13 protein-coding genes are annotated in these 12,176 nt (G+C 55.2%); 5 read left to right on the forward strand and 8 right to left on the reverse strand.

Annotated features, from left to right (window positions below):
• Nucleotides 1–64 precede the first annotated feature (64 nt).
• Nucleotides 65–1,438 (reverse strand): MdtK family multidrug efflux MATE transporter, encoded by a 1,374-nt coding sequence (gene mdtK / locus SPG90_RS05245; protein WP_045401396.1) that lies wholly within the window; start codon nt 1,436–1,438, stop codon nt 65–67.
• Between the two features lie 225 nt (nt 1,439–1,663).
• Here mdtK and SPG90_RS05250 point away from each other — a divergent pair, with 225 nt between their 5' ends.
• Complete coding sequence (locus SPG90_RS05250) at nt 1,664–2,308, forward strand: riboflavin synthase (RefSeq protein ID WP_023311347.1); 645 nt, start codon at nt 1,664–1,666, stop codon at nt 2,306–2,308.
• A 31-nt stretch (nt 2,309–2,339) separates the two neighbouring features.
• On the opposite strand, the gene cfa is transcribed toward SPG90_RS05250, so the two are convergent.
• A complete protein-coding gene (cfa, locus tag SPG90_RS05255) occupies nt 2,340–3,488 on the reverse strand; it encodes a cyclopropane fatty acyl phospholipid synthase (protein ID WP_322407994.1) in 1,149 nt (382 codons plus the stop codon).
• 298 nt (nt 3,489–3,786) lie between these two features.
• Nucleotides 3,787–4,977: a purine nucleoside transporter PunC gene (punC, locus tag SPG90_RS05260; RefSeq protein WP_322407995.1), complete on the reverse strand. Its 1,191-nt coding sequence runs from the start codon at nt 4,975–4,977 to the stop codon at nt 3,787–3,789.
• A gap of 114 nt (nt 4,978–5,091) precedes the next feature.
• On the opposite strand from punC, the gene punR reads away from it, so the two are divergent.
• Nucleotides 5,092–6,003 carry a DNA-binding transcriptional activator PunR gene (gene punR, locus SPG90_RS05265; RefSeq protein WP_023311350.1) on the forward strand — a complete coding sequence of 304 codons (912 nt, stop codon included), beginning with the start codon at nt 5,092–5,094 and terminating at the stop codon, nt 6,001–6,003.
• An 18-nt stretch (nt 6,004–6,021) separates the two neighbouring features.
• On the opposite strand, the gene purR is transcribed toward punR, so the two are convergent.
• Entirely contained in the window at nt 6,022–7,047 is a 1,026-nt protein-coding gene (purR, locus tag SPG90_RS05270) for an HTH-type transcriptional repressor PurR (RefSeq protein ID WP_023335431.1), read from the reverse strand.
• A gap of 297 nt (nt 7,048–7,344) precedes the next feature.
• Between purR and SPG90_RS05275 the strand changes: the two genes are divergently transcribed.
• Both SPG90_RS05275 and SPG90_RS05280 read left to right on the forward strand, forming a co-directional pair.
• Nucleotides 7,345–7,434 (forward strand): YnhF family membrane protein, encoded by a 90-nt coding sequence (locus tag SPG90_RS05275; protein WP_008500596.1) that lies wholly within the window; start codon nt 7,345–7,347, stop codon nt 7,432–7,434.
• Nucleotides 7,435–7,597: 163 nt separating this feature from the next.
• Nucleotides 7,598–8,764 carry an MFS transporter gene (locus SPG90_RS05280; RefSeq protein ID WP_045353824.1) on the forward strand — a complete coding sequence of 389 codons (1,167 nt, stop codon included), beginning with the start codon at nt 7,598–7,600 and terminating at the stop codon, nt 8,762–8,764.
• A gap of 38 nt (nt 8,765–8,802) precedes the next feature.
• Here SPG90_RS05280 and sodB read toward each other — a convergent pair whose 3' ends face one another.
• On the reverse strand, nt 8,803–9,384 hold the full coding sequence (gene sodB, locus SPG90_RS05285; protein WP_023311353.1) for a superoxide dismutase [Fe]: 582 nt from the start codon (nt 9,382–9,384) through the stop codon (nt 8,803–8,805).
• Nucleotides 9,385–9,506: 122 nt separating this feature from the next.
• Nucleotides 9,507–10,280 (reverse strand): C40 family peptidase, encoded by a 774-nt coding sequence (locus SPG90_RS05290; RefSeq protein WP_023311354.1) that lies wholly within the window; start codon nt 10,278–10,280, stop codon nt 9,507–9,509.
• Between the two features lie 338 nt (nt 10,281–10,618).
• On the opposite strand from SPG90_RS05290, the gene grxD reads away from it, so the two are divergent.
• Nucleotides 10,619–10,966, forward strand: a complete 348-nt coding sequence (gene grxD, locus SPG90_RS05295) for a monothiol glutaredoxin 4 (protein ID WP_003832760.1) — start codon at nt 10,619–10,621, stop codon at nt 10,964–10,966.
• A 44-nt stretch (nt 10,967–11,010) separates the two neighbouring features.
• On the opposite strand, the gene rnt is transcribed toward grxD, so the two are convergent.
• A complete protein-coding gene (gene rnt / locus SPG90_RS05300) occupies nt 11,011–11,661 on the reverse strand; it encodes a ribonuclease T (RefSeq protein ID WP_023311355.1) in 651 nt (216 codons plus the stop codon).
• A gap of 96 nt (nt 11,662–11,757) precedes the next feature.
• Nucleotides 11,758–12,165 (reverse strand): lactoylglutathione lyase, encoded by a 408-nt coding sequence (gloA, locus tag SPG90_RS05305; RefSeq protein ID WP_013096923.1) that lies wholly within the window; start codon nt 12,163–12,165, stop codon nt 11,758–11,760.
• Nucleotides 12,166–12,176: the final 11 nt, after the last annotated feature.

The raw sequence follows: 12,176 nt of genomic DNA on the forward strand, positions 1-12,176 counted from the left end.
GCGATTGCTGTATTACCGCGCAAAGTGAAGAGAAAGTAGCCGCCGGGTGGCGGCTACTGCGTATTTAACGGGCAGCGCGTTGCAAAATGATCGTTGATGGCTGGCGCTGCAGGAAGCGCATTCGCATCATCATCATAATCGCCGCCGACGTCAGGCCGATGATAAAGCCCATCCAGAACCCTGCCGGCCCCATGCGCTCAACCACTAAGTCCGTCAGGGCCAGAATATAGCCACACGGCAGACCCAGCACCCAGTAGGCGATGAAGGTGATAAAGAAGATGGAGCGCGTGTCTTTATATCCACGCAGCACGCCGCTGCCAATCACCTGGATGGAGTCAGAGATCTGGTAAATCGCGGCCAGCAGCATCAGGTGCGATGCCAGCGTGACCACTTCCGGGTTGTCGTTATAGAGCAGGGCAATCTGCTCGCGTAATGCAACGGTAAAGAGCGCCGTACAGACAGCCATGCAGACGCCGACGCCCAGCCCGGTCCGGGCGGCCGTTTGCGCATCCAGCGTTGAGCCCTGGCCCAGGCGGAAGCCGACGCGAATCGTCACCGCCGCCGCCAGCGACATCGGCAGGACGAACATCAGGGAGCTGAAGTTCAGCGCAATCTGGTGCCCGGCCACGTTCACAATGCCCAGCGGGGAGACCAGCAGGGCAACCACGGCAAACAGGGTCACCTCAAAGAACAGGGCGAGGGCGATCGGTAACCCTAACTGCACCAGACGCGTCATGATGTTCCAGTCCGGCGTGCTAAATCTTTTCTCGTTACGAATGTCGCGCATGGAGCGGGCGCGTTTTACAAAGGCGATCATGGAGAAGAACATCACCCAGTAAACGGCTGCCGTCGCCACGCCGCACCCGACGCCGCCGAGCTCCGGCATCCCGAAATGACCGTAAATAAAGACATAGTTCACCGGAATGTTGACCAGCAGGCCGATAAAGCCCATCACCATCCCGGGCTTGGTTTTCGCCAGGCCCTCACACTGGTTACGCGCCACCTGGAAAAAGAGGTAGCCGGGCGCACCCCAGAGCAGGGCGCGCAGATAGCCCACGGCTTTATCAGCCAGTGCCGGGTCAATGTTATGCATAGCGCGAATGATGTGGCCCGCGTTCCAGAGCACGACCATGATCAGCAGGGAAACAAACCCTGCCAGCCAGAAACCCTGACGAACCTGATGGGCAATGCGCTCGCGACGACCCGAGCCATTGAGCTGAGCGATAACCGGCGTGAGCGCGAGCAGCAGACCGTGGCCGAACAGGATGGCCGGAAGCCAGATTGACGTGCCGATAGCCACGGCCGCCATATCGGTGGCGCTGTAGCCACCTGCCATTACCGTATCCACAAATCCCATTGCGGTCTGGGCCACTTGCGCGACGATCACTGGTATAGCCAGTGCCAATAGCTGGCGCGCTTCATTCATGTACTTCTGCACGTGAACACCTTTATTTTGTAGTTATTTGAGAGACTAAAAAAGCCGCCGAAACGGGCAGCAAGAAGAAAATGCAGGGGGGTGCCAGCTATTGTAGCGGGCTTTAGCTATTTATCTAGTGAAAAAATCGCCAGAAAATGCGCTCCGCTGGCAACCTCTTTTTCCAACTGTTATTGTGGTGGGATTAAACGGTGTCACCACCGTCCGGAAAAAACAGGAGTTGTAAGCATGTTTACTGGTATTGTGCAGGGCACCGCCAAAGTGGTGTCCATTGATGAAAAACCTAATTTCCGTACTCATGTTGTTGAGCTGCCGGAATATATGCTTGAGGGTATTGAAACCGGCGCGTCGATTGCTCACAACGGCTGCTGCCTGACCGTTACCGAAATTAACGGCAACCAGATTAGCTTTGATTTAATGAAAGAGACGCTGCGCATCACCAACCTGGGCGAGCTGGCGGTAGGAGATACTGTCAACGTTGAGCGGGCGGCGAAGTTTAGCGATGAGATTGGCGGCCACCTGATGTCCGGGCACATCATGACCACCGCTGAAGTGGCAAAAATCGTGACCTCGGAAAATAACCGTCAAATCTGGTTTAAAATGCAGGATCCTTCATTAATGAAATACATCCTCTATAAAGGATTTATTGGCATCGATGGGATTAGCCTGACGGTAGGTGAAGTAACGCCAACGCGTTTTTGCGTGCATTTAATTCCTGAAACGCTGCAGCGCACCACGCTGGGTGCCAAAAAACTGGGGCACCGCGTGAATATTGAAATCGATCCGCAAACCCAGGCAGTGGTGGATACGGTTGAGCGCGTGCTGGCAGCAAAAGAAGCGGCAATAATAAAGACCGCCGCAGAAGAAGAATAAAAAATAACCCCGGGCATCCGGGGTTATTTTTTTAGCGTGCGACACGTAGTCCGTGTTCAATCCCACGGCTGAATACCACCTGCCAGAGCTGAATATCCCGTGCGCGAAACGCCCCCGCGCAGGCATTCAGATAATAGCTAAACATCCGCCTGAATCGTTCAGAATAGTTGTCCGCAATCTCAGGCCAGGTCTCCTGAAAACGCGCATGCCATGCTATCAACGTGGTGTCGTAATCCGCGCCAAAGTTATGCCAGTCTTCCATCACGAAATGGGGTTCACTGGCGTTGGCAATCTGGCGGACGGAAGGCAAACAGCCATTCGGAAAGATGTATTTGTTGATCCACGGGTCGACGTTATTGTCGGTTCGCTTAGAGCCGATGGTGTGCAGCAGGAAGATGCCGTCCGGTTTCAGATTCCGATCCACCACCTCAAAATAGGTAGCGTAGTTTTTCGGCCCCACGTGCTCGAACATGCCGACGGAGACGATCCGGTCAAACTGCTCGTTCAGGTCACGGTAATCCTGCAGCCGGATATCCACGTCAAGACTCTCACAGCGCTCCCGCGCCATTTTTTGCTGTTCCGCTGAGATCGTCACGCCGACCACGCTGACGCCATAGTGTTTCGCCATAAAATACGCCAGCCCGCCCCAGCCGCAGCCGATATCCAGCACGCGCATGCCGGGCTGTAGCTGCAGCTTTTCGCTGATCAGACGCAGCTTGGCCTGCTGGGCCTCTTCAAGCGTCGACGCGTCTTTCCAGTAGGCGCAGGAGTATTGCATGAAAGGGTCCAGCATACGGCTGAACAGGTCGTTGCCCAGATCGTAGTGTTCTTTGCCGACGATCCACGCGCGTTTTTTACTTTGCAGATTAAACAGTCGGGCTGAGGCGACACGCAAAGTGTCTTTCAGATTGCGAGGGAGTTGATTTTCAAGACCGGCACGCAGCACGCTGGCAAAAAAGGTGTCCAGACGTTCGCACTCCCACCAGCCGTCCATATAGCTTTCTCCCAGGCCTAACGATCCCTCTCGCAGCACGCGTTTAAAAAAGTCGGGATGTTTAACCTGAGGATCGGATGGCGATGATCCATTGATAGTGATGCCTGCTCGACCTAACAGTTCACTGACGATCCGGGACCAGTTGTCGTCCGGAACGCTGACTTCTTCTATACACGATGAACTCATAGCTTCTCCATCACCCTACTGTGATCAGAACCTTAAAACAGCGTAGACGCTTTTTTTGGTTTGTGAGAAATCTCACGGTAAATACCGCGAGGCTAATATCCGACGTAGAACAGAGGAAGGGAGATAACCCTTGCCGAAATGCCTTCCATGGTAAAACGGGAGCACTCCGGCTCCCGTTAACACTTAATATTTATCGTATTTAATCGAACCAAATTTAGTATAGGCCTCAAAATTTGGTGATTCAACAGAAAATTCTTAGCAACCTAATCACTGAAAATTAACATAGTTTCTGGCGCGATTAGGCATGCGAGGTTTCTACCTGCGTGCTCTCACCCTGCGCGGAAGCCTGCATGCGATAGCCTATGACGGCCAGCGCAACGGTAGCCAGCATCACGCTGGTTGTCGTCAGCAGCGGCGTGGCAATCAGCGCGGAGACCACCAGGCTTGCCAGGAAGCACAGCCCCAGCTGCAGGGTGTTCTGCAGCGCAGCCGCGCGGCCTGTCGCCTGCGGGAACGGACGCAGTGCCTGGGCTACAACGATAGGGTAGATCGCCCCGTTGGCGATGGCCATCACGCAGAATGGAATCAATATTTCGGCCAGACCCGCGCCCGGAATAAAGCCAACGGCCCAGGTGCCGATGACGCTCAGCGCATAGAGCACCAGCAGCCACGGCAGCATCTGCTGGCCTTCCCATTTTTGCAGCGCCGCGCGACAGCCGTACCCGCCCACCAGGAACGCGATGGTCTGCGGAACGTAGCTCAGGCCAATGGCCGCCGGGCTATAGCCCATATCGTGCAGAATAAACGGCGAGCCGGTCAGCCACGCGAAGAAGCTTGCCGAGCAGGCGGCATAGATCAGGACATTCCCGCGATACGCTTTGGCGCTGAGCAGGGAAGTAAAGGTAATCGGCTTCGCGTCAGTATGCGCTTCTTTTTTATGCGCGGGCTTGAGGGCGAACGCCGGCAGCATCAGTACCAGAGTAATGGCAAACAGCGTGGCGAAAATGGCCTGCCAGTCGAAATGCGCGAGGATCCAGCTGCCCAGCAGGGGAGCGAGGGCAGGTGAGAGACCCACCAGCGGCATAATGGTGGCGAAAATACGGTTTGTGCGGTTAGCCGGGTAATAGTCGGTGACCAGCGCCTGCCAGGTCACGGCCGCGGCACAGACGCCCACGGCCTGAATAAACCGCAGCACCAGCAGCCAGGTGGCATCGCGTACCCATAACATTCCCAGGCAGCCTACCGCAAAAATGGCCAGGCCCAGCAACAGTACCGGTTTACGACCAAAGCGATCCGAGAGCGGTCCCCAGAGCAGCTGAGCGAAGGCAAAGCCGGCGAGGAATAAACTCAGGCTGGCGCTGATGGCGGCAGCAGGCGTTTGTAAATCTTCCTGCATGGCGGCAAACGCCGGCAGGTACATATCGGTGGCCAAAAAGCCCAGCACGCTCAAGCCGCCGAGCCAGACTAAAAAACCTTTCCTGGGTTGCATTATTTTATTCTCCTGAGGAGGCAGGTATACATTGGCGCTGAGTGTAGGGAGTGCAAAGCCGCTTGTGAAACGCTAATATTTGGCGGATGCATTCAAAAATTTTGCAGGCAGAAAATGTGGTCAGATTATTCTCTTGAAGTGGTCGATGCTGTTGCGCGTAACGGCAGCTTTAGCGGTGCGGCGCAGGAGCTGCACCGCGTCCCTTCGGCCATCAGCTACACGGTGCGCCAGCTGGAGGAGTGGCTGGCGGTTCCGCTGTTTGAACGGCGGCATCGTGATGTGGAATTAACGCCCGCAGGCGCGTGGTTTTTGAAAGAAGGGCGTTCTGTTATCAAAAAAATGCAGATCACCCGCGAACAGTGTCAGCAGATCGCTAACGGCTGGCGGGGACATCTTTCCATCGCGGTGGATAACATTGTTAAACCCGAGCGCACCCGGCAGATGATCGTCGATTTCTACCGTCATTTTTCTGACGTCGAGTTGCGGGTCTCGCAGGAGGTGTTTAACGGCGTCTGGGATGCGCTGGCGGACGGCAGGGCAGAGATGGCGATTGGGGCCACGCAGGCGATCCCGGTCGGGGGACGTTACGCTTTTCGCGATATGGGAATGCTGAGCTGGAAATGCGTGGTGGCAAGCGATCATCCGCTGGCGGCGATGGAAGGGCCGCTGAGCGATGACACGCTGCGCAACTGGCCGTCGCTGGTGCTGGAGGATACGTCCCGTTCATTGCCCAAGCGTATCACCTGGCTTCTCGACAACCAGCGGCGGGTGGTGGCCCCTGACTGGGAATCGTCGGCGACGTGCCTCAGCGCCGGGCTGTGCGTCGCGATGGTGCCCGTTCATTTCGCGCGTCCGCGCATCGATACCGGAGAGTGGGTTGAGCTGACGCTGGAGAATCCGTTCCCGGATGCGGCCTGCTGCCTCACATGGCAGCAAAATGATGTCTCGCCTGCGATGGCCTGGCTGCTGGATTATCTAGGAGACAGCGAAACGCTGAACCGGGAATGGTTACGGGAGCCAGCGTAGCTGGCCCCCGTAAAGCGATTAACGACGGTAGTCGCGGAACGGACCATCCGCAACGGAACGGCGTTCGATAAGACGCGGGTGAACTTCAATGGACTGCGACTCTTCACGCTTGTTGACGATTCTGTCCATCAGCATGTTAAAAGCCGTTTCGCCCAGCGAGTCTTTTGGCTGGTGAATGGTGGTCAGCGCCGGGGTGAAGAAGCGCGCGTTACGCACGTTGTCATACCCGATCACGGAAATATCCTGCGGTACGCGCAGGCCCAGCTCGTCGGCAGCGCAGAGCGCGCCCATGGCCATGATGTCGCCTCCGCAGAACACGGCGGTCGGACGGTGCGGCTGGGAGACGATCTGCTGCATCGCGCGGTAGCCCGATTCCGGCTCAAAGTCGCCCTGCACAATCCAGTTTTCCGGCACGTTGATCAACGCTTCTTCCATCGCTTTCATAAAACCGGCCAGACGGCCCGCGCCGGTGTTGCGCTCCAGCGGACCGGGGATCACGCCAATCTCGCGGTGACCGCGTTCGATCAAATAACGACCGGCCATATAGCCGCCTTCAAAGGCGTTATCGATAACGGAATCGGTGAAGTCTGCGCGCGCTTCGCCCCAGTCCATCACCACCATCGGAATATGGCGATACTCTTCCAGCATCGACAGCACTGACTCCGGATACTCGGAGCACATTACCAGCAGGCCATCAACGCGCTTTTGCGCCATCATCGACAGGTAGGCACGCTGTTTTTCAATGCTGTTCCACGCGTTGCCCAGAATCAGGGTATAGCCTTTCTGGAAGCAGTTCTTTTCGACCGCTTCAATGATCTCGGCAAAATAGGCCGCTTCACTGCTGGTTGCCAGCAATCCAATGGACTTGGTGTGATTAACCTTGAGGCTACGTGCAACCGCACTTGGCGAATAGTGCAGCTCTTTGATCGCTGCCCAGACGGCGTTGCGCGTCTCTTCCGCCACAAAGCGGGTTTTGTTAATTACATGTGATACGGTTGTAGTGGAAACGTTTGCGCGTTTTGCTACGTCTTTAATTGTTGCCATTAAATGTCACTCCAGACCATATCCTAAGCTCCTGAAAAACTTGAAGGTAAACGTTTGCCTTCTCTCACCCTTATCTCGCAATGTTGAATTGCGGCACGCCGGGAAAACGACACGGGACGTCAGGAGGGGGTCAATGGCCGGTACGCTAATAAATTTAGCGTGGAATTTTGTCCTATCTTGATGAAAAGGGGAAGAGGTAAAGTGGTTATCAGTATAAATCCAGGAAGATTTTTGACGTAATCTGTGCAAAAATGAGCAAGCTCACTTTTCGTGTGGGGATTAAAAGGAGAAAAATTGATGAGTTCCGATCTTAAGTTTTCGCTGTTCACCACCGTTGTTGTGCTGGCTCTGATTGTTGCGGCCGGTCTGACGGCTGCGCTGCACTGATTTACGCGGAGGGAGAGCCTTCTCCCTCCCGACTCCCCGGATTGTTACTTCTCTGGCAAAAATCTTTTGCCATTTTGTTAACTTCTCATTTTTTGTGATTGATGTCATGCTTTCCGCTTCTTTGTTCTGTGTCACCACATGACACGGCATTCGGAGTTGACGCATGAAAATCAATTTTCCCCTGCTGGCCCTGGCGATTGGCGCTTTTGGGATTGGCACCACTGAATTCTCCCCGATGGGGTTACTGCCTGTTATTGCCCGGGGCGTAGATGTCTCTATCCCTGCGGCAGGGATGTTAATTAGCGCCTACGCTATCGGCGTGATGGTCGGGGCGCCGCTGATGACGCTTCTGCTTTCGCACCGCGCGCGCCGCAATGCGCTGATTTTCCTGATGGCGATTTTCACCCTGGGCAACGTGCTTTCGGCCATTTCGCCAGATTACACCACTCTGATGCTATCGCGTATTCTGACCAGCCTTAATCACGGCGCATTCTTCGGGCTGGGATCGGTCGTGGCAGCCAGCGTGGTGCCAAAACACAAGCAGGCGAGCGCCGTGGCGACCATGTTTATGGGGCTAACGATTGCCAACATCGGCGGGGTGCCTGCGGCAACCTGGCTGGGGGAAGCGATCGGCTGGCGTATGTCCTTCCTGGCGACGGCCGGACTGGGCGTGATTGCGATGGTGGCGCTGTTCTTCTCCCTGCCGAAAGGAAGCGCCGGAGAACGTCCGGAAGTGCGTAAAGAGCTGGCTGTGCTGATGCGCCCGCAGGTGCTCTCCGCGCTGCTCACAACCGTGCTGGGGGCAGGGGCGATGTTTACCCTCTACACCTATATTTCTCCCGTCCTGCATGACATCACCCACGCAACGCCTCTCTTTGTGACCGCGATGCTGGTGCTGATTGGCGTGGGCTTCTCGATCGGCAACTATCTCGGCGGGAAATTTGCCGACCGTTCCGTGAGCGGGACGCTTAAGGGCTTCTTAACCCTGCTGATTGTCATCATGGTTGCCATTCCGTGGCTGGCGCGCAATGAGTTTGGGGCCGCGATTGCGATGGTCGTCTGGGGAGCCGCCACTTTCGCCGTGGTGCCGCCGCTGCAGATGCGCGTGATGCGTGTCGCGCACGAGGCGCCGGGACTTTCATCTTCCGTGAATATCGGTGCGTTTAACCTGGGTAATGCCCTGGGCGCCGCGGCCGGTGGGGCCGTGATTTCAGGTGGTCTGGGATACAGCTTTGTGCCGGTGATGGGGGCGATTATTGCCGCGCTCGGCCTGCTGCTGGTGATGATGTCGGGTCGTAAACAGCCTGAAGCAGCCTGCGCTGCGGAATAAACCAAAAACGCAGAAGGGCGAACCCTTCTGCGTGTCTCTTACGCGGCGAAGTTCTTCGCGACAAAGTCCCAGTTAACCAGTGCCCAGAAGTGCTCCAGGTAGTTCGGACGCGCGTTGCGGTAGTCAATGTAGTAAGCGTGTTCCCATACGTCCACTGTCATCAGCGGCTTAGCGCTGGTAGTCAGCGGGGTACCCGCGTTTGAAGTGGACACGATAGCCAGTTTGCCATCCGCCTCTTTAACCAGCCACGTCCAGCCAGAACCGAAGTTCTTGATGGCTGCATCGGTAAATTTCGCTTTGAAATCCGCGAAGCTGCCAAATGCGGCGTTGATAGCGGTAGCCAGTTCACCGGCAGGTTCACCGCCGGCATTCGGCGCCAGGCAGTGCCAGTAGAAGGTGTGGTTCCACACCTGAGCCGCGTTGTTAAAGACGCCACCCTCTGAGCTGCGGACGATCTCTTCCAGCGTTTTGCCTTCAAAATCGGTGCCCTTGATCAGATTGTTCAGGTTGGTGACGTACGTCTGGTGATGTTTGCCGTAATGATATTCCAGGGTTTCCGCAGAAATGTGCGGTGCCAGGGCGTCTTTTGCATATGGTAGTGCAGGTAATTCGAACGACATTGCTTCTCTCCTTATTGTATTTTGTGTTGCCAATAACCACACAGACAACATGGACAGGATAGCAAATTGAAAGGGTATGCAAAAGAGGAACTTACCCTGCCACGGATGTGGCAGGGCAGGGGTTAGCGAATGGTTTTCGGCGTCATCACGCGACGCGCGCCGACGTAGTGGCGTACCCAGTAGTCTTCACTGAGAGAGGTGATCTGAATATCCTGGCCGCTACGTGGAGACTGGATGAACTTCCCGTTGCCGACATACACGCCAACGTGGTCAGCCGTGCCGCGACCCTGAGTGCGGAAGAACACCAGATCGCCGTTTTCCAGCTCACCGCGGTCAACCGGTGAGGCATCGCGCAGGTGGTACATCTCATTGGCGGTACGAGGGATGCGGAATTTGACAAGATCTTTATAGGCGTAATAGACGAGGCCGCTGCAGTCAAACCCGGTACGCGGCGAACTGCCACCCCAGTGATAAGGTTTGCCAATCTGGCCCATCAGTTTGTTCATCGCGGTTTTTTGCGCTTTCTGTACACGCACTTTATGCACTTCAGCTATTTTCGTGACCTTCGTGCATTTCGCCTTGTGGCCTTTACGCGTGATGCATTTTTCAGTAACGAGGTTAGCAGCGGTTTGCGAAGCTTTACTTTTAGCGGAGTGGGCAGTGCGGGAAGGTTTTGTTTTCGTCTTGCTGGAAGCGGTCTGTTTCGTCTGAGCCGGTGTTTTTTTCTTGTCGTTCTTAGCGGTGGTTTTTTTCTTACGTTCTGTGGCTTTCACCAGATGGTTTTTTTGTACAGCAGAATGCCGCGCCTGCTGAGAGGCGTTTGCCACTGGCGTGAAAGTGAGTGAAGTAAACAGTAAAGCACAGAGCGTGATCGAGATTTTATTTATCCGCGCCACTGGGCAGTCCCCTGATAAATGCAGGTCATCAATAATACCCGCGTGTGATTTACAAAGCCCGTCGATTCTAATCTATAAAAACCCAGAAAGTTAATAGCATTTTTCAATCTACAATCGTGTTTCGTTAGCAAGTGCAAAAAAATTCATCGTTCTGTCGCACATTTGCCCACTCCCTAAGCAAAACCCTGACCGCCGCAGGGGTAAACACCATTTGCAATGCAACTTTTCGTGACTCGGGGTAGAATGTATAAACGTGACAAAAATGTTATTTTCCGATGCCAGTCTGAACCGCTACAATGTCAGACGAATGCCGTAACAGAAGTTAAAGGAAGCAAGACATGAGCACCACTATTGAAAAAATCCAGCGCCAGATCGCTGAAAACCCAATTCTGCTGTATATGAAAGGTTCTCCGAAGCTGCCAAGCTGCGGCTTCTCCGCACAAGCGGTTCAGGCGCTGTCAGCCTGTGGTGAGCGTTTTGCTTACGTTGATATCCTGCAGAATCCGGACATCCGCGCTGAGCTGCCTAAGTACGCTAACTGGCCGACTTTCCCACAGCTGTGGGTTGACGGTGAGCTGGTTGGCGGCTGCGATATCCTGATTGAAATGTATCAGCGCGGCGAACTGCAGCAGCTGATCAAAGAGACGGCGGCGAAGTACAAAACCGAAGAGCCGGACGCAGAGTAATTTTCTGCGCAAATAAAAAAGCGACCTGATAAGGTCGCTTTTTTTTATTCTTCGCTGTCGCCCATCGGCAGCGGCCAGCCGCCCAGACGCTTCCAGCGGTTGACGATCTCACAGAACAGCTCTGCGGTGCGCTCCGTGTCGTATAAAGCGGAATGCGCCTGCGTACCGTCAAAAGGTATACCCGCCGTGATGCAGGCTTTTGATAACACCGTTTGTCCCAGGGCCAGGCCGCTCAGCGCGGCGGTGTCGAAGGTCACAAAAGGATGGAAGGGGTTGCGTTTAAGCGCGGCGCGCTCGGCGGCGGCCATGGTAAAGCTGTGATCGAAGGTGGCGTTATGGGCCACCATAATGGCGCGGCTGCAGTTACTCTCTTTCATGCCTTTACGCACCATTTTGAAAATGGCGTGCAGCGCATCATATTCACTGACTGCACCACGCAGCGGGTTATGCGGATCGATACCGTTAAACGCCAGCGCTTCCGGCTGTAAGTTTGCCCCTTCGAAAGGTTCAACGTGGAAATGCAGCGTGGTGTCCGGTGTAAGCCAGCCCTGTTCATCCATCTTCAGCGTGATGGCGGCAATTTCGAGCAGCGCATCGGTTTTAGCGTTAAATCCGGCTGTTTCTACATCAATGACAACGGGATAAAAACCACGAAAACGGTCGCACAGACCGCTAAATTGAGCGTTATCGGACATCAGGGTCTCTTACCAGGGGAAAAAAGCAGAGCGCATTATGGCAAATTTTGCAGGGTGATGCAGTAAAACTACGGGCGCATGTTGCGCCCTGAGGGATCAGTTGCCCAGACCGCGACCCGCGTCTTTGGCTTCAATCAGCTCGATTTTGTAACCGTCCGGGTCTTCCACGAACGCAATCACGGTGGTGCCACCTTTTACCGGGCCCGCTTCGCGCGTAACGTTACCGCCGTTGCTGCGAATGCGCTCACACGCTTCGGCCGCGTTGTCCACTTCCAGCGCGATGTGGCCGTAGGCGGTGCCCAGCTCATAGCTGTCTACGCCCCAGTTGTAGGTCAGCTCGATCACCGCTTCATCCGTTTCCGGACCGTAACCCACAAACGCCAGCGAGTATTTGTATTCCGGGTTTTCGCTGGTGCGCAGCAGCTTCATGCCCAGGACGTTAGTGTAGAAATCAATGGAACGTTGCAGGTCGCCAACGCGCAGCATGGTGTGAAGTAGGCGCATAATTTCCTCAT

It is taken from the genome of Enterobacter sp. D2, from assembly GCF_034427575.1.
GTDB lineage: Bacteria > Pseudomonadota > Gammaproteobacteria > Enterobacterales > Enterobacteriaceae > Enterobacter > Enterobacter cloacae_M.

Bases quoted from the DNA above. Each gene is read 5' to 3' on its own strand.
- purR (WP_023335431.1), bottom strand. From the start codon at position 7,047: ATGGCAACAATTAAAGACGTAGCAAAACGCGCAAACGTTTCCACTACA.
- sodB (WP_023311353.1), bottom strand. From the start codon at position 9,384: ATGTCGTTCGAATTACCTGCACTACCATATGCAAAAGACGCCCTGGCA.
- SPG90_RS05250 (WP_023311347.1), top strand. From the start codon at position 1,664: ATGTTTACTGGTATTGTGCAGGGCACCGCCAAAGTGGTGTCCATTGAT.
- rnt (WP_023311355.1), bottom strand. From the start codon at position 11,661: ATGTCCGATAACGCTCAATTTAGCGGTCTGTGCGACCGTTTTCGTGGT.
- grxD (WP_003832760.1), top strand. From the start codon at position 10,619: ATGAGCACCACTATTGAAAAAATCCAGCGCCAGATCGCTGAAAACCCA.
- gloA (WP_013096923.1), bottom strand. From the start codon at position 12,165: ATGCGCCTACTTCACACCATGCTGCGCGTTGGCGACCTGCAACGTTCC.
- SPG90_RS05275 (WP_008500596.1), top strand. From the start codon at position 7,345: ATGAGTTCCGATCTTAAGTTTTCGCTGTTCACCACCGTTGTTGTGCTG.
- cfa (WP_322407994.1), bottom strand. From the start codon at position 3,488: ATGAGTTCATCGTGTATAGAAGAAGTCAGCGTTCCGGACGACAACTGG.
- punC (WP_322407995.1), bottom strand. From the start codon at position 4,977: ATGCAACCCAGGAAAGGTTTTTTAGTCTGGCTCGGCGGCTTGAGCGTG.
- SPG90_RS05280 (WP_045353824.1), top strand. From the start codon at position 7,598: ATGAAAATCAATTTTCCCCTGCTGGCCCTGGCGATTGGCGCTTTTGGG.
- punR (WP_023311350.1), top strand. From the start codon at position 5,092: ATGTGGTCAGATTATTCTCTTGAAGTGGTCGATGCTGTTGCGCGTAAC.